Annotated in this window: 17 protein-coding genes and 1 pseudogene; 11 read left to right on the top strand and 7 right to left on the bottom strand. The window is 58.7% G+C overall.

All coding sequences use genetic code 11. The features are described from left to right. Window positions 1–43 precede the first annotated feature (43 nt). From egtB to CCGE525_RS25655, 7 genes are all read right to left on the bottom strand, one after another. Window positions 44–1,321, bottom strand: coding sequence for an ergothioneine biosynthesis protein EgtB (egtB, locus tag CCGE525_RS25690; protein ID WP_120707151.1), 1,278 nt, complete (start codon window positions 1,319–1,321; stop codon window positions 44–46). Window positions 1,322–1,478: 157 nt separating this feature from the next. Continuing rightward, entirely contained in the window at window positions 1,479–1,610 is a 132-nt protein-coding gene (locus CCGE525_RS39895) for a hypothetical protein (protein WP_281024681.1), read from the bottom strand. Window positions 1,611–2,113: 503 nt separating this feature from the next. Continuing rightward, window positions 2,114–2,410 carry a hypothetical protein gene (locus tag CCGE525_RS25680; RefSeq protein WP_120707150.1) on the bottom strand — a complete coding sequence of 99 codons (297 nt, stop codon included), beginning with the start codon at window positions 2,408–2,410 and terminating at the stop codon, window positions 2,114–2,116. Between the two features lie 358 nt (window positions 2,411–2,768). Then, window positions 2,769–3,686 (bottom strand): NADP-dependent oxidoreductase, encoded by a 918-nt coding sequence (locus CCGE525_RS25675; RefSeq protein WP_120707149.1) that lies wholly within the window; start codon window positions 3,684–3,686, stop codon window positions 2,769–2,771. A 269-nt stretch (window positions 3,687–3,955) separates the two neighbouring features. After that, window positions 3,956–5,017 carry an IS110 family RNA-guided transposase gene (locus tag CCGE525_RS25670; RefSeq protein ID WP_120707148.1) on the bottom strand — a complete coding sequence of 354 codons (1,062 nt, stop codon included), beginning with the start codon at window positions 5,015–5,017 and terminating at the stop codon, window positions 3,956–3,958. Window positions 5,018–5,582: 565 nt separating this feature from the next. Continuing rightward, window positions 5,583–6,272, bottom strand: coding sequence for a DUF1003 domain-containing protein (locus tag CCGE525_RS25660; protein ID WP_342637453.1), 690 nt, complete (start codon window positions 6,270–6,272; stop codon window positions 5,583–5,585). A 413-nt stretch (window positions 6,273–6,685) separates the two neighbouring features. Then, entirely contained in the window at window positions 6,686–7,210 is a 525-nt protein-coding gene (locus CCGE525_RS25655) for an isoprenylcysteine carboxylmethyltransferase family protein (RefSeq protein WP_120707145.1), read from the bottom strand. An 849-nt stretch (window positions 7,211–8,059) separates the two neighbouring features. Between CCGE525_RS25655 and CCGE525_RS25650 the strand changes: the two genes are divergently transcribed. From CCGE525_RS25650 to CCGE525_RS25600, 11 genes and pseudogenes are all read left to right on the top strand, one after another. Then, window positions 8,060–8,989 (top strand): 2-hydroxyacid dehydrogenase, encoded by a 930-nt coding sequence (locus tag CCGE525_RS25650; RefSeq protein WP_162950308.1) that lies wholly within the window; start codon window positions 8,060–8,062, stop codon window positions 8,987–8,989. A 628-nt stretch (window positions 8,990–9,617) separates the two neighbouring features. Further along, entirely contained in the window at window positions 9,618–10,151 is a 534-nt protein-coding gene (locus CCGE525_RS25640; RefSeq protein ID WP_120707142.1) for a peroxiredoxin-like family protein, read from the top strand. Between the two features lie 65 nt (window positions 10,152–10,216). After that, window positions 10,217–10,660, top strand: coding sequence for a hypothetical protein (locus CCGE525_RS25635; RefSeq protein ID WP_120707141.1), 444 nt, complete (start codon window positions 10,217–10,219; stop codon window positions 10,658–10,660). A gap of 562 nt (window positions 10,661–11,222) precedes the next feature. Further along, window positions 11,223–11,516, top strand: a pseudogene (locus CCGE525_RS39890) (hypothetical protein); the annotation flags it as partial. A gap of 171 nt (window positions 11,517–11,687) precedes the next feature. Next, window positions 11,688–13,139: a PAS domain-containing sensor histidine kinase gene (locus CCGE525_RS25630; protein ID WP_245472293.1), complete on the top strand. Its 1,452-nt coding sequence runs from the start codon at window positions 11,688–11,690 to the stop codon at window positions 13,137–13,139. A 133-nt stretch (window positions 13,140–13,272) separates the two neighbouring features. Beyond that, window positions 13,273–13,968 carry a response regulator transcription factor gene (locus CCGE525_RS25625; RefSeq protein WP_425375916.1) on the top strand — a complete coding sequence of 232 codons (696 nt, stop codon included), beginning with the start codon at window positions 13,273–13,275 and terminating at the stop codon, window positions 13,966–13,968. 86 nt (window positions 13,969–14,054) lie between these two features. Continuing rightward, the gene (locus CCGE525_RS38455) at window positions 14,055–14,426 is read left to right on the top strand and encodes a response regulator transcription factor (RefSeq protein WP_162950306.1); all 372 of its coding nucleotides are present in this window, start codon (window positions 14,055–14,057) and stop codon (window positions 14,424–14,426) included. Window positions 14,427–14,607: 181 nt separating this feature from the next. After that, complete coding sequence (locus CCGE525_RS39710; protein ID WP_162950305.1) at window positions 14,608–14,871, top strand: DUF4863 family protein; 264 nt, start codon at window positions 14,608–14,610, stop codon at window positions 14,869–14,871. Window positions 14,872–15,164: 293 nt separating this feature from the next. Then, on the top strand, window positions 15,165–15,683 hold the full coding sequence (locus CCGE525_RS39885; RefSeq protein WP_120707137.1) for a histidine kinase dimerization/phosphoacceptor domain -containing protein: 519 nt from the start codon (window positions 15,165–15,167) through the stop codon (window positions 15,681–15,683). A gap of 11 nt (window positions 15,684–15,694) precedes the next feature. Further along, the gene (locus tag CCGE525_RS25605; RefSeq protein WP_120708622.1) at window positions 15,695–16,648 is read left to right on the top strand and encodes a LysR family transcriptional regulator; all 954 of its coding nucleotides are present in this window, start codon (window positions 15,695–15,697) and stop codon (window positions 16,646–16,648) included. Window positions 16,649–16,927: 279 nt separating this feature from the next. Further along, entirely contained in the window at window positions 16,928–17,527 is a 600-nt protein-coding gene (locus CCGE525_RS25600; RefSeq protein ID WP_120707136.1) for a methylated-DNA--[protein]-cysteine S-methyltransferase, read from the top strand. The last annotated feature ends 439 nt before the right edge of the window (window positions 17,528–17,966 follow it).

The following is a 17,966-nucleotide window of genomic DNA, read 5'->3' as shown; positions in this document are numbered from 1 at the left end:
TCTCCATCACATTGAGATCAACACATCTTGGCCCGCCGGCCTCTTAAGCGTCCTCAGCGAGCCTCAGCCCCGAAAACTGCCATCGAGCATGCCCGGGAAAGAAATTTCGGTAGCTTGCGCGAATATGTCCTGGCGGGGTTACGCAGGAGCCCCCGCGAAGCACGTATTGGCCTGACATGAATTTGCCGTTGTACTCGCCAACTGCGCCCTCGACCGCGCGAAACCGCGGATATGGCAGGAAGGCGCTGCGGGTCCACTCCCAGACATCCCCAAACATCTGCTGAAGGCCTCTGACGTGAGGTGATGCCGGTTTGGGACGGAGACGATGCGTGTCGAGGAAGTTGCCCTGGATTGCGATCCCCTGGGCTGCTGCTTCCCACTCGACCTCCGTTGGAAGGCGCTTTCCGGCCCATGTCGCGAATGCGTCCGCCTCGAAATAGCTTATGTGAGTGACCGGCGCGGCAGGATCGAGGGGTTGGAAACCTCTCAGTGTCATCGTCCAGTTTTGTCCATCGCACTCCTGCCAGTACAGAGGATGGGACCATCCTTCGGCCTGCACTTTTGCCCAACCCTCTGACAGCCACAGGAGCGATTTCTTGTAGCCGCCGTCATCGACGAAGGCCGCCCACTCGGCATTGGTGACAAGGCGGTTGGCGAGCCGGAAAGGTTCGATCAGGGCGCGGTGTCGCGGACCTTCGCTATCGTATGCGAATCCAACGCCTCCATGCCCAATCTCAACGATTGTCTCGTCGAAGTCGGTAAAGGAGAGCGGAGGTGGATCAGCGGTGTCCACGGTGACGGGCGTGGGATCACGATAAGCGGGACGAAGTGGATTCTGCGCGAAGAGATGCAAGATGTCGGTGAGCAGGAGTTCCTGATGTTGCTGCTCATGGTGGCAGCCGAGCTCGACGAGCTCATTAATGTGCTTTCCGGGGCTCGTGCGCAGTAGCGCGTCGAGGGCATCGTCGACATGCTTCCGATAATCCAGGATGTGGCTCAACGCTGGCCGTGTGATCATCCCACGTCGCGGCCGCGGCTGACGCGACCCGAGCGATTCATAATACGAGTTGAAGAGAAAGTTGAAATCCTCATCAAAGGTTTTGTAAGCCGGGACAAATGGTTTGAGCACCATCGCCTCGAAGAACCAGGTCGTATGTGCGAGGTGCCATTTAGCGGGGCTCGCGTCCGGCATGGACTGCACCGTCGCATCGGCATCGGAAAGTGGTTGACCCAATCTTTCGCTGGTCTGACGAACGTCGTGAAAGAACGTGTGAAGGTCATCCGGCTCAAGCGCCGTCTGGAAAAGCTGCGAAGTTTTCATTGCAAGGCCTCTGAACAGTTTTTGCGCCGGCTATCGAAGACTGAAGTTGGCGTCCAACACGAAGTTAAAGCAAGCTCGCCTCAGAAGAATCAAAACCGTGTCCATGCATGCCGTTGGACGCGTTTACGATCGTTTTCCGAAAGCGCTCAGGAGTCTGTTAGCGTCGATCGAGAAGCCTTTCCGGATTGCCGCTCCTGTAGGATTGCTCCGTGCCATGCCGCTGTGTGACGCGGTACTGTTCTGGCGTCAGCCGCGACACCGCCTCGGGATTTTTGTTGTGTGTTTTCATCTTCCGATCCCTTTGCAGACAAGCGAAGAATAGGGTGGCGAAAATCCACGGTCCAATGACTGGTGGCTATGGAATCAATGCCATCGAAGCAGCGTCCTATGACCAGGCCGACCCGAACGGACTATCATCGACGGCAGCCGGACCAACCGGGCGGCGATCGTTGTCTGCGATGGTAAAGCCCGCTCACGTTGCCGCCTACGACGAACGCTGAATGTGATTCGCATCCCTGGGTCAGCGTCTGAACCATCGCATCGCGCAAGACCATCGGCGTACCGAGAGCGCCGGATCCGGTCCTCGGTCGGTTTCAAATCTATGAACTGCCGGCATCGAGACGACCCGAGCGATGCGCAAAGGACAAGCGAGATAGACTTGCGCTCGGGTACCATTGCTCGACGAGCAGTTCGATACCCTCGCTGCCTGAAGCCTTCCACGAGCCAACTGTTCTCGCGATAATTTTGCGACAGAATCGATGCCCGGCCTAGTCGCTTTCATGTCGCGCCACTTCACTGGCTCGGGAAAAATCGGTCCATTACCGCGTTCGTAATGCGCTCGGACCGGCGATCACCAAGCTGATAGACGCTACCGAAGGCGGGACCGAGTCGGCGCATAAGCACTCCACCCAGCAAGCGTTGAGAGCCGCGCAGACGGGCCCCTATCGTCTCCGGTGCGAGTGCAAACAGCTCGGCAAACTGCCCCGCGGTCATGCCGTCGACGACGCAAGCCACAAACACGATGCGCAGCTTATCGGGCAAGTCATCTATCGACCTTTCCAGGACGTCTCGAATCACACCGTCGGCCATCTAGCGTTCCTTCTTGCGATAACGGCTCGCAGCGCCGGACTACCTGAGCGCCGGCGCATTTAGCGAAATCGTCCGATCGGGCCACAAGGCCCCGGCTCGCCAGGCGGCGCTGCCCTCGCTGCCGGTGTCCACGGACGCAACGAGGACGGCCGAAGACCACCTGAGTGCCCGGTGTACCGGACGGTTTCCTGCAATTTCGACGACCTATGGCCGTACTTGCCCGTTGATTTCTAGCGCATCGCCGATGACGAGCTAATCCAAGCAGGTCGCAAAGGCGAGAATGGTCAGGCAAGCGACATGGTCTAAAACGCGACAATGTTCGGCGAGGAGCCCAGAGTCGCTCGCCCTCCCCGAGTTGTCAGGGACGAACGCGGATGATCGTCTTCCCGGTGCGTCGCTCGGTCGGATTTAAGGCGGCGACGGCTTCGTCGAAGGTCGCGATGTTGCCGATGTTCGTCCGCAGGCGTCCGTCACGCACGCGCTGGATGATCTCACCCAGTTGGGCGCGATCGGACTCGACAACAAAGTCGATTGCCAGGCCGTTGGCGGGGCGCGCCTCGGCTGGCCCGACGATAGATACCAGTGTTCCTCCGGCCCGGATCAGGCCTGCGGACCGCTTCTGGATGTCACCGCCAATGACGTCGAAGACCAGATCGACTGCGCCGACGTCTTCGAGGAGGTCCTTGTCGAGGTCGACGAATTCCTGCGCGCCGAAGTCGAGCGCCTTCTGACGGTCTGCGGCACGGCCGGTGCCGATGACATAGGCGCCGGCTTCACGTGCGAGTTGCGTCACCATCGTCCCGACTGCGCCGGCCGCGCCGTGTGCGAGGATGGTTTGCCCTGCCTGAAGGCGACCATGCTGGAACAGTCCTTGCCACGCGGTCAGTCCCGAGATCGGCAGGCTGGCGCCCACCGAGAAGTCGATGTCGCCCCGCAGCGGCGCGAGGTTGCGTGCCTCGATCGCCACGTACTCGGCGAGCGTGCCGTCGCGATACCAGTCCGAGAGACCGAACACCCGCTGTCCCACCGACAGACCCGTCGTACCGTAGCCGAGGGCGATGACCACTCCGGCCAGTTCGTGGCCGGGGATTGACGGTCTACGGTCACGGCCGCTGCGATCGGTCCAGGTGGAGGGCCAAGTCAGCTCGGTCGGGACGAATCCCGACGCATGAATCCGAACGACGACATCGTTTATCGCTGCCTGCGGCTCGGGCCGCTCCGTCAGCGTCATCCCAGCCGCTCCCGCAGCCTGGTCCGTTACTACGATCGCCTTCATCGTCCGTCTCCAATGAAAGAACACAAGGGACAAAACACCTTCAAGTGGCGGCTTTTCCTTGGGTTCGGTTATGTTTTGACCGGCGTTTTGACCGATCGGCTAAATCTCTTCCTTCCGCTGGACAGGTTGTTCCCGTCCTTCGGTCTTGAACCATGCTCCAATACGTGACCCTGATGCGTTAGCTTCGGTCACAGAATGGCGTTCGGCTCCCGGTTTCCCATTCTCCTTTAAGAGCGCAGCCCAGTTCTACCGGGCTCGCTAGCTTGCCATCAGGACAACCGGGATATCGTCGATGCGCCTTCCGTGGTGCTGCGCGGCTCGTAAGCGCGCTGGTCACGCAGAATCTGGAAGGCGATCGTCAAAAGCTTGCGCGCGATGGCAACCCGCGCCTTGTTGGTTCCTCTGATCTTCAGGTGTTCGTATTGGGCGCGAAGCTGGGCATCGCTGGCGATGGCGGGCGTGACCGCTTCGACGAACGCCCAGCGCAGCCACTTGTTGCCCTGCCGGATGATCTTGCCGTGGAAGGTCTTCCCGCCGCTCGAATAGGTCGACGGCACAAGCCCGGCATAGGCGGCAAGCTTCTTCGGATTGCGGAACCGCGATATGTCGTCGATCTCAGCATCGATCAGTCGGGCGAAGAACTCACCGATGCCGGGGATCGTCTTCAACAGCTTCACATTGGTGTTCGCTTTCGTCATCGCCCGGATCGTTGCTTCCGATTGCTTGACCCGCACGTCGATGTCGGCGATGAAGGCGAGGCCGCGGTCGATCTGGATGCGGTCGATCTCTGAGACCTTCACCTGAGCCAGCTGGATGCGGCCGGCCTTGCCGAACAGGTCGCCAAGCGTCTTCAACTGCGCCGTCTGCTCCGGGTAACGATCAAAGACCGTCACAATCCGGTTCTTGGTCATCGTGCGCAGCCGCACGTAAAACATCCGTTCGCGAAGGGCGACGCGAAGGTCTCGCGATTTCTCGCTTGGTGCCCAGGCCTCCGGCACCAGGTCGGCTCTGAGCAGATGCGCCAGCACCGTCGCATCGATCTTGTCGGTCTTGATCTTGGCGTCGGCGATCGCCTTGACCTTCAACGGATGGGCGAGAACGACATCATCACAAATGTCGTCGAGCCAGTCGTACATCACCATCCAGTTGCGGGTCGCCTCGACAACCGCATGCGAGTTCTCGCGGTAGCGTTCCAAAAACCCGCCCAGCGACTGGCGATCGTTCTTCACCCGGCCGGAGCGTAGCGTCTTGCCGGCCGAATCCTGCACCACCAGGTGACTGTAGGATTTGTGGTAGTCGACCCCGATATGGTATTCATAAGAGGCAGTCATGCTTCCAACTCCCTTGTTGAGATTTGCAAAACCCCAACAGGATAAGCCGAAAGGCTGGAAGTGTGACTGTCCCTCCATCATCACCTGCATCTCAGTGATCCGTTCTCTCAACGGGCGCGGCATCTTTCATGCCATCTCCTTGTCCGTGGTCATCTTCCAAATTTTTTGCAGAAGTTGAAAATAGGGCGGCAAAACTCGATGGTCCAATGACCTGCGGCTATGGAATCGATGCCATCGACGAGGCGCGTGAAAATCAACGAACGGCGCAAACATATGCGTCGCACGTAGAGAGGGAACATTCGTTTCAGCCTTCCCGGCGCGACGGGTCGGTCCGGCTGATAGGTCGGGGAAGTGCTCGACACGATGCCCGCCAGAATTCGATCGAGCTGGTCTCCTCGCAAAAACTCGGCTGATAAGCCTGTCACCGTGGCAGACGCCTTTGCAGCGTTGTGGGTGTGTCGAACAATACGGTTCGTTCTTTGAGCCCGCGGCTCGCCATCAAGCGAACCTGATCTTATGCATAAAATAGCGCAAGTGGCTGGCTGCGGCGGTGCCGAAGTGCCCGCTATGGAGTGGCATCCTGTTGTTCGACGGCTCCGGCCAGGTCTGTTCGGCCGGAGCGCCTCGACTGCGGAAATAGATCAGCCAAGGAGTTAACTGCCTCGAACAGTCGAAGCACTTCCTGCGCTCGAAGCTCGTCTATCTTCTCATGCAGGAGCTCGATTTCCAGTTCGGCCTTTATGTTGATTTTATAGTCGTTTTCTGCCGCTCTTCGGTCGATATCTTGCTGCCTGTTCTGGCTCATCATGATGATCGGCGCTGCATAGGCAGCTTGAAATGAAAGCGCCAGGTTCAACAGGATGAACGGATAGGGATCCCAACTTCTCCCCGCCGCAACGAGGTTGATCGAAATCCACGCCACGAGGAGGAGGGTCTGGATAATGATAAACTTCCATGAGCCCATGACGCTTGCAACCGAATCCGCCACGCGTTGACCGACCGAGATCGGCTCCATCGGATCGCGCACGTCCACCGGATGAAAACGCGACGACCGGCGCAGCCGCCGCAATTCGCCGAGCAGTTCGCGCTCAGTGGGCTCCATGCTGTCGATTTCCGGCTCTACGGCTTTCATGGCTCTGCTCCTCGCCCGCGCGGCGGACGCGTCGCTGGCGCAAAATAAGACTTGGTGTTCGTGGGAAATCTCGGCGCCGCATCCGCCCAGCTCGTGGGTTCCGTAATTAAATTCGACGACCATCCGGGTAAAGCTATCGTATCCATAACCGATCGGAATGCTCGGCGGCGAAGCTAGCGGCGCAGCTCCGCGGCGAGGAAATCCGCCATGGCGCACGGCGGCCCGACTGCGCCATCCTAGAACCCGCGAGTCTCCGATCGATCTTCAGTGAGCCGAACTGGCCGCGTCCGCTGCCTGTTTCGTGAAGTCACCACCGTCGCTGCGCCGGCGAAAGCTCGGATCGCTATCAAAGCAAGGCGCGAAGGCAGCTTCAGCCTAACCGATGGCGTAGGCTCGATTTAAGTGGGGCTCACGATCAACGAAGCGGACCGCATTCCGGACGCTTTTCGGTCCAGCGCACGAATTCGTTAGGATAGTGATCGTGCGGAACAAATCTCTCGCAACAAACGGATCGGTTCGCCTGGACGCGTGACGGGTTACATGTAACCGGGCACCGCCTCGGACATGGCGGCTTCTTCCTGCCTGATACGGACCACCAATGGTATGCAATACAGCGGCAGACCGACGATGAGGGTCCAGTATGCATTCAGGGCAAGCCCGAACCCAATAAGCTCTGGAATGATGTTCAGAAAGTAGTTCGGGTGTCTGACCCAGCTGAAAAGACCAGTCCTGATGAAAGGCTGGCGTTCGTTGATAATAATTTTGACCGTCCATAGCCGCCCCAAGGAGCGCAGCACAGAAATCAGGGCAAGGGCGGAGACCAGATAGATGACGACTCCTATTGCAGACAGGGTGAAATTGAGTTTCGGCAATTTCGCGCCTTCTACTGTCGCAACGATATAGAATGCCAGATGCGCGAGGGCGAGGAAGATGCTGTTGGCAGCCCCGACCTCGTGCGCCCCGGAAGCCTTGAGCGCCCGTTCATTTAGAGTCGAAATGACGACAGTGGAAATGCGCCAGACGAACGCGATGATGACGAAAATGAAGAGAGGTGCAGGCATGATTTCTCCGGGTCAATGCTTCGTGATGCGATTAGATTGAAGTCTATTCTCGAGAGTTTGATCCGATCCGCCCTCGCATAGCGAAACCTTCGGGCGCTCCCCTTCCCTCCTTGCAGATCGCCATAACGTCGCCACTAGCTCCCTCACGAAACGAGCTGGGTTCTCCGCGGGGTAAAGATGCAACCCCGATTTCACCGTGCCAAAAATAACACGGAATCTTTCATCGTAGTGTCACTCGACGGACGTGTTCAAAAGCCGGTCTCTCCGCAAGTCCACAAGATAGTACCGATGCGAACGCCTGCCGCAACATAGTTTGGGTATTGGTCGCCTATACCTCCGTACAGTTGCCGGCCTTCTGCCGAAAACCGCCTTGGATGCGCGCGGCGCCCATTAGCGCCTTCAGAAAAATCGAACTGTGCGCAGAATAAGTTCCCGTTACCGATCTCGATCCTTTGAACGCAGGGACATCGGACCTAAACGACGACGCACTCTACTGGATCATTCGCGCATCAGCGCCAGCCTTGGTGCATGCACGCCTGCGGGAGAGCCAAAAGCTCGTCAATTTTGTCGCGCCGCGGTCGGATCAGTCGACCTCAAGTGTCCCGGCTAGAGCGCCCCGGAACTACCCGAAAACGAGCTGTCCCATACCCACGTATAATTTTCGCGAGTGTGCAAAGTCGGTATGACTTCCCTTGCCTTGCTTTCCCAAGACCGAGGCCACAGCGGTTGCCCGACGGCCCGTTGCTGATCGCGAGTGCTTCCCCCTGCCCCGAACGCGGAGCGACTCGCACTAAAACCGTCTCCCCTTCCGGAGACGGTCTTTTCCGCCACAGCGCTGGAGTTTGTAAAATGACTACAAAAAAGGTCCTCATCGTCCATGAGCAGATCGGGTTCGTTGCCGATAGACTTCCCGCGACATTTGACGTCCTCAAGGCGTGGGAACCCCTGACGCCCGCCGAACGCGATAGCGTCACCGCAATGGTGGTCTCGGGTGACATCCAACTACAGAACACTTACCTCTCCGAATTCCCGAACGTCGGGCTGATTGCGTGCCTTACGAGCGGCTATGACGGTGTCGATGTTTCCTTTGCTGCCGATCGCGGGATCAAGGTGACACGAGCAGTAGAGGTGAATCATGAAGACGTCGCGGATCATGCCATGGGTTTGCTCATTGCTTGGACGCGGGGATTGGTGACGGGTGACAAGCTCGTTCACTCGGGAAAATGGAACGGTGCCGCGAAGGTTGTGACCCGATCGCTAAGCGAGCTATCTGTCGAGATTGTCGGTATGGGCGCGATAGGCAAGGCAGTGGCCCGCCGATGTCTCTCTTTTGGAGTGCCGGTGTTGTGGTGGGGCCCGCGGGAAAAGGATGGTCTCCCGTTTCGTCGCGTGCCAGACCTCGAAACCCTGGCCCACGAAAACAATGTCCTCATCGTCGCAAGCAGCGCCGACAGATCAAACCGGCACATGATTTCCGGAAAGGTCTTAGATGCATTGGGACCTGATGGTCTCCTTGTTAACGTCGCACGCGGAAGCCTTGTCGATGAAAGTGCTTTGATTGAACGCCTGCGATCGGGAAAACTGGCGGGCGCGACGCTCGATGTCTTCGAGCAAGAACCAACCGACCCCGCGAGATGGCGTGACGTTCCCAATGTGATCCTGACGCCGCATTCAGCTGGGGCTACGCGCGCTGTCCTGCCGAAATTAGTGAAACAATTGATTTCGAATCTTGAGGCTTACTTCGGCGGCCGGGATTTGCTGACGCCGATCGCCGCCTGACCGACCGCGTCTGACGGTCGTGAGAAACCATACCTTAGGAGTGCCGGCTTGATCGTGGAGATGTGGCAGCCGAGAGCCGTTTGGCATTCTTACGACCGTCACCGCCGGTGACGCTCATATGGACGGGCAACGGTACTGGGCCTCCATGAGCAAAGACCGGCCTACTGCGATCTGGAGACAGGACGATCCCTTGTTCCTGCGCCCGGGACGCGGAAGCCTGCAAGCGCGACATCGGCACTGGAGAAGTTCGCTTCCCCAATCCGGGATGCTTCGCGCTTCAGACACGCCGCGAGCAAATCGCGGATGCGATCGCCGAACTTCTGGCCGTCTGGATCATTTGCCCCGGGCAGCACACGGTCGTTTCGGCCCTGGGCGGCAAGAGAGCACGGAACCGATCGTCGGGGGCGACACCCTCGACACTGAAACAGGTGGGAATGGAAACCATAACCCTTGGCCATTTCCCAGTGAAAAGGCACGGACGTAGTTTCGCCCCGAGCTCAGCCCGCGAGGATACGGATTATGGTCCTTTGCACACCTTCCAGGTCGTGAGGAGGTGTCGTACCCACCGCATATCACCCGCCTCGTGCCAGCTTCAGGGCCATTCAAGCAATAACTTGCGGAGAAGAGAATGTTGCTGCCTCGTCGACCAGTTCCCGAACTGCGCGTTCCGACCATTGCTCATGGCGAGTTTGATCTTGCTGCCGACGCACCGGAACAATTTACGTTGATATCCTTTTATCGCGGTCTCCATTGTCCGGTCTGCCTCAAGTATCTGCGTGATCTAGATTCGCTGATCCCTGAATATGAGCGTCGCGGCACAAAGGTCATCGCCATCAGCTCCGACCTTCACGAGCGCGCTCAGGACATGGCGAGCAAGGTCGGCACCAACCTGCGATTCGGATATTCGCTGCCACTGACGGTTGCCCGGCAATGGGGACTCTATATTTCTTCGTCGCGTGGAAAGTCATCGATTAAGATCGAAGAGCCGCCGCTATTTTCGGAGCCGGGCGTGTTCCTCGTCCGACCCGACGGTACTTTGTATTACAGTGCGGTTCAAACAATGCCGTTCGCGCGTCCGCTTTTCTCTGAATTGCTTCAGGCGATCGACTTCGCGATCGTCAATGATTATCCGGCGCGTGGCGAGTATGACGGCCCGCTCTAAGCGACCGGCGGCGTAGCTGCGGCCCAGGCCTGTTGCGAGGAACGAAGGCTCTCGAGGAGGTAACGATGGACAAGAATATTATCAAAGAGACAATGCTTTCACTTGAGGACGTGGCCCTTCAAAGCGCTCGCGAAAAATACTTCGACTACGTCGCTGATGCCCGGCTCGATCGAAGCGAACCGGTCGAAAGTGATGAGCAGGCCCAGGCCGAAATCGCCAGTGATCTTTCCGAAGCCCTGGACGATACCCTCCACGATCAGACTGACAAGCTCGAAAAGTTGAGGGAGATCGACTTCGGACCGAAGTCGACCGTTAGCGAAGGGGCGCTCGTGCAGCTTTCCGGTCGATTCTTCGTCATTGCCGTCTCCACCGGCAAATTCACATGCGACGGTCGAGAGGTCATGGGGATTTCCACGATGGCTCCGATTTTCGAGGCGATCGAAGGAGCACACGCTGGCGAGACCGTGGAGTTCAACGGAAGGAAGCTGGTGATAGAAGACGTCGTGTAGCGAGGCTCTTTGTATCGCCGGGGAACCCGGAGAGCGCATGACGGAACTGCCGCGCCAAAGTGCGGCAGCAGTGACCACCGCGTTGTTCGTCTTTGACGCACCGGCTACTTGGCACCGGTGGGGCCCGAGTGAAGCTCTTGCATAGCGCGCGAGAGGGGTAAAAAGAGCACTTCGGATCAGTCATGCTCCGCGTGAATAACTCAAACGCATTTTCACGATCTAGCGCCTCGTGGATGAATTGGTCATTTTAGGTGCCGAACAATTCGAAAATCGTTCAGGAGATACAAGCTTTTTGCGGAAGCCTCCGTTGAAACTGCTCTCGCGCGTTGCTTTGTCACGATCGGAGCCTTCACTGGTTCAACGACGATTGTGGCCGTCAAGAATGAGGCAGCGAACACGGCCAGCTTCCATTGACGCCGTCGGATCGCCACCCTTTTGGCGTCCCGCCCGCAGCTCACGCAGCAACGCGACGCGCGGGCATCGAAATCCAAAGTAACCCGAGTGGGAGTTCGCACCGAAATTGCGGTGCTTTCCTTCCAAACCTGCCGAAATCGAGTTCGCGATGACAAGTGATTCCACGCCGGCTGGCGCGAGAGAAACTCTATCGGACATGGGTGAACCGCCAACCGCGTTGGCGAGCGGTTCTCCCGATGTCAGCTTTGGGTGCGACAGCGTCCCGGCTTTAATCTGCGAGATCGATCTCGAGCGCGGCGGGCGCAGATTCAATCGCGCCTGGGAGCTCTTCACTGGGATCGCCCCCCCAGGCCTTGTCGGCGACGCGTGGCTGAATGCGGTGCATGAGGAGGATCGCGAGACCCTCGGCCATGCCGCCGACACCGAGGGCAGCCCGCGGTCGGTCGACATCCGGATTCGGGACCGAAATGGTCAGTATCATTGGTTCCTGACCAACATCGCTCGACCCATCGCGGCCGATCTCCCTTGGTCATCGAGGACTCTGGTCGCGCTTCCGATTGACGAACGTAAGGCTTGCGAAGCCGCACGAGATGCGGAGTCCGCTGACGTCCGCATGATGCTCCAAAACATGCCAACCATGATTTGGCGCACGACAGCAGCCGGCGAGATGGATTATGCGAACGAACGATATCTTGCGCGCTGGGGTCAAACACACGACACCATCAATGGTTTCGGATGGAAGGACTCGGTTCATCCCGACGACCGCGATGGAATCGTAAGCTACTGGGCCAACCACGTCGGAACCGACGTTGACGGAATGTATGAGTTCCGCGCAGGCTCTCCCTCGACCGGATATCGTTGGTATCTCTCTATTGCCACGCCTCGCCGTGACGACAACGGGAATGTCGTTCAGTGGTATGGCGCAACCTTTGACATCGAGGACAGAAAGCGCGCTGAATACCAGCTCCGGCGGAATGAAGCATTTCTTCGCCAGGGCCAGCTCATCAACAAATCAGGCAGCGTCGGCGCGAACCTTCGAACCGGCGAACATCATTGGTCAGATGAAACCTATCGGATCTTGGAATTCGACCAGGGAGTGACGCCGGGGTTTGGGCCGTATCTCCAGCGTGTTCATCCCGACGATATCGACCTTGTTCGGGAGAAGCTTGAACACGTAAAGCGCAACGAAATCGAGGTGGAGTTTGAGCATCGACTTTCCTTCCCGGACGGTCGGATCAAGCACTTGCGCGTGTTGGTCAATCCGGCGCCCGCGGGTTTGGATGATTTGAACACGGTCGGCGTTATCATGGACGTCACCTCAGCGAAGATGGCCGAACGGGAAATGCACCGCGCCCAGGCTGAACTCACTCGCGTCACCCGCATCGCGACAATGGCGGAGTTGACCGCGTCGATCGCGCACGAGATCAATCAACCGCTTTCCGGAATCCTGACCAACGGCGAGGCAGGTCTGCGCTGGCTCAACCGCGACGAACCGGACATCACGGAAGCAACGGAGGCCATAGAGCGAGTCGTCGTTGGTGCCCGCCGCGTCAGCGATGTTGTTCGGCAGCTTCGAGCGATATTCACCCGCAAGGACCCGGCCCCTACCAAGTTCGACCTGAACGACTTGGTGAGGGGCACACTGCCGCTACTGCGTTCGCATATCAATCATCATCAGGGCGCAGTCAGTCTCAGCTTGGCAGGCAACATTCCGGCAATTTTCGCGGATCCCGTGCAGATTCAGCAGGTCGTCATCAATCTTCTGACCAACGGACTGCAAGCACCGAGGAAATCGGATACGCATGAACGCCGGCTCACGATCGAAACCGCGCGCGATGAAGTCAGCGTTACGCTTCGTGTCAGCGACGACGGGCTTGGGATCGATGACGCGCATCTGACGAACATCTTCGAACCATTCTTCACAACGAAAAACGACGGCATGGGAATGGGACTGTCGATCTGCCGGTCGATCGTGGAATCGCATGGTGGCCGAATGTTCGCCCAAGCAAATCCTGCCGGTGGGGCGACTGTAGGCTTCGCGCTACCAATCGAGCCCAATTTATGAGCCGTGGAGACCGTCATGACCAAGACCTTCGTATATGATCCTATACAAACGTTCAGTAGGCGGCGCCTCAAGCCTAGGCTAAATCCAAAGTGCCCTTGGATTGGCGAACTCAAAGATAACGACACTGCGAGCGATGGGGCTGAAATTGCGCCTAATGTCGTACACTGCAAATCCGTCCGCCATGCAACCGACCTCTAGCGGCGCGCCGATCGTACTCATCGTTGACGACGATGAGCTGGTCTTAAAATCCGTGGATGGTCTTGTCAGATCCGCGGGATATCGGTCTGCTCTTTACCCAAGTGCGGTCGAGCTCTTGTCCAAGCCTCTGCCTGAGGGGGTGCGATGCCTGGTTGCGGACGTGCGCCTGCCGCTTGTGAGCGGGCTCGACCTTCAAGCCGAACTTGCCAAGCGCGGAGAGCGCGTGCCCATCCTGTTCATAACGGGCCACGGCGACATACCGATGTCGGTGCGCGCGATGAAGGCCGGTGCGGTCGACTTCCTATCGAAACCCTTCCGCGACCAGGACATACTGGACGCGATCGCATGCGCGCTGGCCGAGGACATCCGGTTAAAGGAACTGGAGGGCGAACTCGAATCGTTGCGTGCGCGATACGAATCGCTGACGTCGCGCGAGCGCGAGGTTCTGCAAATGGTCTCGTCCGGGCTCCTCAACAAACAAGTGGCATGCGAACTCGGATTGAGCGAGATAACCGTCAAGCTGCATCGCGGGAGCGCAATGCGCAAAATGGGGGCTCTGACGCTCGCACAGGTCGTCAGGATGATGGAGGCGATCGAGCGAGGCACCCTCCAAGGCCATACACCAGTATAGGCTGGGCGACCACATGTTGGATTGTCCTGGCTCTCAATGGCGTTAAACTGCAATCCGAATTTGTGTGTTTCCCCGAAAGGAACCCCTTGGGCGCGAATATCGCCATCGCGATCGTCGACGACGACGAGCTTGTCCGGACCTCGATAGCCGGCTTGCTGCGTTCGTTCGGCATTCGGACTGCGGCATTTGAGTCCGCTGATGCGCTGCTCCTGGCCGGTGCAAACAGGTTCGACTGCGTCGTTTCTGATCTCCAAATGCCCGGGACGAGCGGCCTCGAGCTGAGGCGCATCTTGAATGACCAGGCAGATGTCGTGCCCGTGATCATTATGACGGCCTTCCCCGAGCGCGCCAGCGATGCGCGCCGCCACGGCGAACACTTCCTTTTGATCGAGAAGCCGATCGATAGCGGGCAGCTGATCGCATATATCGAGGATGTCGTTGGATGCCGGATCGGCTGATCCGAGAAGCGTTAGGCGGCGCGATGCTGAGCCATATTTTAGTCGGGTTCGAAGGTGCCGGGGACGCCGTAAGGACCGACGTCGAAGGAGGTGCCGGCGTTCCGCGCCGCGTCGAACACGATGGCATCAGCCCGATCACTCGCTGCTGATCAGCAGTCCCCACTACCGGCGGGGCCGGCTCTTGGAGCCGATCGAAGCGAGATACTTCTTTAACCCCATGACCGTCCATATCGCCTCGCGCAAGGGTAAACTCTCGGCGGATTTGAATCCGATCCTGATCATTTTCGCGGCCGGCATCATCTGGATCCCTATGGCGAAATTAATCTCGGTGTGCCTGCGAAGCCGAGACTGGAGTTGCGAGGCCCGTTGGTGCGATGCGGGGTGGACGGCGCCTGAGCCCGGTACTCATCATTTTCCGTATCGGCTTGGCTCGTCCAATTTCTAAGATTGCGCCAGCGTTCGACGACCTCCCTTGCGCGAGCGAATAACAGCCGTTTTGTGGTCCCGTGGAGCAGCAGAATTCCGCGACCGAGTCCGTCGGAACACCGTATCGAGATACCCAGGGCGGGAGTGGAAGATCTACTCCCGCTATCTGCCATCGAATGCGGCGATCCGGGTTCACCGGGGTGCGTGCCGTAACAAACACTTTCCAACGGGTAGTTAAAACAAACCACTGTATGATTTTCTACCGGCAAGATTTCATGAATAAAGGACTTCGTCGCAAGGCGGAGGTCCCAAATGGTAGTCGACAAGACATGTATTTCGGTCGGCGGAAAAACGGTCGCGGCGGATCGTGTTATTGGCCATCGAGAGGTCGGTCGCTGGGTCGCGAACGGTCTCAAGTTAGTCTCAGCGCTTCCGGGCTTTCAAGCGAGGCGATCGTCAAAACCTGGGGCCCCTAATGCGCTCGCCGCCGCCACCGATCGCATCTTTGCAGTCGCGGGCGTTCCCCGCCAGCTCTGGCGCGAAGGGTCCCAGCATGCCGCCGACATCGCCTCTTATTCTCTCAATCTCGCCGCGGCTCTCGAGCAGGGCGGCCACGCAGCGATCGCCATTACGCCGAGTATCAGCTCGCGCGTTATCGGGGCCATGAGCCGAGAGAGGAACGCCGTTTACGGGTACGCCCTGGATGCGGAAGGGCACGGATTCGCGATTGTCGCGCGGTCAGTGGCGATATCGCTATCGGATCTAGCGCCCTGCGGCTGGCGTGATGCTGCATCGCCATCGCCCGGGCTCAGTAGTCACGGAAATAGTTGACGGTGAACACCATGGAACTCCATCAGGTTCGGTATTTTCTAGCTGTCGCAAGCACGCTGAACTTCACGCGTGCCGCGGAGATGTGTAACGTTACGCAACCGTCACTGACCAAGGGCGTGCAAAAGCTCGAGCAGGAACTTGGGGGCGAGCTCATCTACCGGGAACGTCAGCTCACCCATCTCACCGACTTGGGCAAAGCTGTGCTGCCCATGCTCGAGCGCGCCCTTGCATCGACCGAGGCCGTTCGACGCCGGGCGCGTGAGTTTCGGCAAAAGGAAGTCGCTCCATTAACGATCGGTCTCGCCCCATCGATTTCCGCGTCGCTCATTGTCGAGCCGATTGCGGAAATTCGCAAATTCGTCCCCGGCCTCTATGTCGAGCTTCGAGAAGAGCCGCCAAGCCGCCTTGTCGAACTCCTGCTGGAGGGCGAAGTCAATGTCGCCCTGGTCGGCGATCTTGACGATACGCCAGAACGGATCGACGATTGGGCGCTGTTCGAAGAGCGCTGTGTCGCCGTCCTCGCTCCGTCGCATGAACTTGCAGACCTTCCAGAGATCGGAATGGACGCGCTTCGCGAAGCCACTATCCTGGATCGCTCCTACTGTGACATGGCTCCAAAGTTTCATCGTCTCTACTTTCCCGACGCGCCGCCGCATCACAATCATCGCAGTTGCCGGGACTTGCACCTGCAGCATTTGGCAGCCGCCGGGTTTGGAATAGTCCTCGCTCCCGAGCATATGCCCCTGCTACCCTCACTGAAGGCGCTTCCGATCGAAGGGGATCCGGTATGGCGAGAGGTCCGGCTTCTTGCGGTACAGGGCCGCCGCTACTCACCGGCGCTTGATGCCTTCATAAAGGTGGTGCGGTTGCGCGACTGGTCGCTTCACACAGAAGCGCCCCGCCAACGCGCGGAGGCAGAAGAAGAGATCCGTCTTCCGCGTGCCAGGCACGCGCCTCAAGGGTGAGGCCTGGCACAGGTTGCAGCATTGTGCTGATCCGTGCCGGCCGGCACGACATGATGCTGACGAGCTTCGTGAGGGAATACCCTCACTAGATCTCCATAGTCGCAACTCAAGATGGTCGCGTCTGTTATTGATTTAATAGGCAACGGTAATCTCGAGAAAAAGCTAAGTTGATTCCGACATTTAACGGGATCTCGCCGCTTGGGAGCGAGGGGGGTTCCAGCATTTCCAGACGCTAGTCGGCCTGCTAATTTTACCTGAATATTGAATTGGAAAACGCGAATGCCGACCAGGCCCGACTACATTAACGGTGACGTCTGCCGTGTCATGACAGGTTATCCAGAAGATCGCACGACAACAGAGGCAATACGCTACGTCTCCTCGCACAGCTCGCTCGGAGCGCTGCTGCTCGCTACGAGTGAGAAGGGGGTCGTTACGGTCCTGCTGGGTGCCGACGCTGTTCCACTGACCAAGCTTCTGCTGGAGCGGTTTCCCCTGGCCGACGTACGGCCAGGGCACTGGTCGGAGGATGAACTCGCGATGCGTGTCGTGCATTTCATCGAACGTCCGTCTCGTGGGCTGAACGTGCCGCTTGACCTGCGTGGTACTCGATTCCAGCACCGTGTCTGGGAGATCATCAGGGATATTCCCGTCGGCGAGACCTCAACCTACTCCGCCATCGCACGTCAAATCGGCGCGCCATCCGACGAGAGTGCAGTTGGTTTGGCGTGCGCAGCGAACGAGCTGGCCCTTGTCGTGCCCTGCCATCGGGTCGTTGACGACAATGCACGGACGGGATCACGATACAGGTGGGGCCGTGCAAGGCAGACGGCGTTGCTGGCGCGCGAAAAAGCGAGCTTTGCCGCCAACGCGGCCGACTGAGAGGTTCCCAATGACATGTGGCTTCCTTAATGTCTTGTCGAGGCCCAGCGTCAGGGCCGAGCGGGCTCGAAACGGGTTTGGCGATTTCTGGAGAGAATTCCCGGAGCACCGGGAATTTGATAGGTTGACGACGACGGAACGGCAATTTGTCGAAACCCGCGACCGCATCTTCATCGATAGCGCGGCCGAAAACGGTTGGCCCTACGTTTGGCAACGCTAAGGCTCTTCCGGGGTCGGGAACCTGCGAGCCGACGAGAAGCCGGCGCTCACCCGAAATTATCCCCGGCGCCCGAGTCGCAAGGTTCTGAAGGGTGCGGGAATCACACATCCCGCCGCTGACATTGAGCTGACACGCCCGGACAGCTCCGGCGATCTCGTCGGGACTCCTCAGATTGCGCGCAAGATCGGACCGGCCAATTCATCGCGCAGTTTATGACGC

This window comes from Rhizobium jaguaris, from assembly GCF_003627755.1.
Classification (GTDB): Bacteria; Pseudomonadota; Alphaproteobacteria; order Rhizobiales; family Rhizobiaceae; genus Rhizobium; species Rhizobium jaguaris.
The sequence above is the reverse complement of the archived record's forward strand: the minus strand, read 5'-3'. Positions and strand labels throughout refer to the sequence as shown.

What these genes read in the sequence shown, in the direction of transcription:
- CCGE525_RS39885 (WP_120707137.1), top strand. Translation starts at nt 15,165, where the DNA reads ATGGTAGTCGACAAGACATGTATTTCGGTCGGCGGAAAAACGGTCGCG.
- CCGE525_RS25630 (WP_245472293.1), top strand. Translation starts at nt 11,688, where the DNA reads ATGATGCTCCAAAACATGCCAACCATGATTTGGCGCACGACAGCAGCC.
- CCGE525_RS25600 (WP_120707136.1), top strand. Translation starts at nt 16,928, where the DNA reads ATGCCGACCAGGCCCGACTACATTAACGGTGACGTCTGCCGTGTCATG.
- CCGE525_RS25675 (WP_120707149.1), bottom strand. Translation starts at nt 3,686, where the DNA reads ATGAAGGCGATCGTAGTAACGGACCAGGCTGCGGGAGCGGCTGGGATG.
- CCGE525_RS25680 (WP_120707150.1), bottom strand. Translation starts at nt 2,410, where the DNA reads ATGGCCGACGGTGTGATTCGAGACGTCCTGGAAAGGTCGATAGATGAC.
- CCGE525_RS25670 (WP_120707148.1), bottom strand. Translation starts at nt 5,017, where the DNA reads ATGACTGCCTCTTATGAATACCATATCGGGGTCGACTACCACAAATCC.
- CCGE525_RS25605 (WP_120708622.1), top strand. Translation starts at nt 15,695, where the DNA reads ATGGAACTCCATCAGGTTCGGTATTTTCTAGCTGTCGCAAGCACGCTG.
- CCGE525_RS25640 (WP_120707142.1), top strand. Translation starts at nt 9,618, where the DNA reads ATGTTGCTGCCTCGTCGACCAGTTCCCGAACTGCGCGTTCCGACCATT.
- CCGE525_RS25635 (WP_120707141.1), top strand. Translation starts at nt 10,217, where the DNA reads ATGGACAAGAATATTATCAAAGAGACAATGCTTTCACTTGAGGACGTG.
- CCGE525_RS25655 (WP_120707145.1), bottom strand. Translation starts at nt 7,210, where the DNA reads ATGCCTGCACCTCTCTTCATTTTCGTCATCATCGCGTTCGTCTGGCGC.
- CCGE525_RS25650 (WP_162950308.1), top strand. Translation starts at nt 8,060, where the DNA reads ATGACTACAAAAAAGGTCCTCATCGTCCATGAGCAGATCGGGTTCGTT.
- CCGE525_RS39895 (WP_281024681.1), bottom strand. Translation starts at nt 1,610, where the DNA reads ATGAAAACACACAACAAAAATCCCGAGGCGGTGTCGCGGCTGACGCCA.
- egtB (WP_120707151.1), bottom strand. Translation starts at nt 1,321, where the DNA reads ATGAAAACTTCGCAGCTTTTCCAGACGGCGCTTGAGCCGGATGACCTT.
- CCGE525_RS25660 (WP_342637453.1), bottom strand. Translation starts at nt 6,272, where the DNA reads ATGGTCGTCGAATTTAATTACGGAACCCACGAGCTGGGCGGATGCGGC.
- CCGE525_RS25625 (WP_425375916.1), top strand. Translation starts at nt 13,273, where the DNA reads ATGGGGCTGAAATTGCGCCTAATGTCGTACACTGCAAATCCGTCCGCC.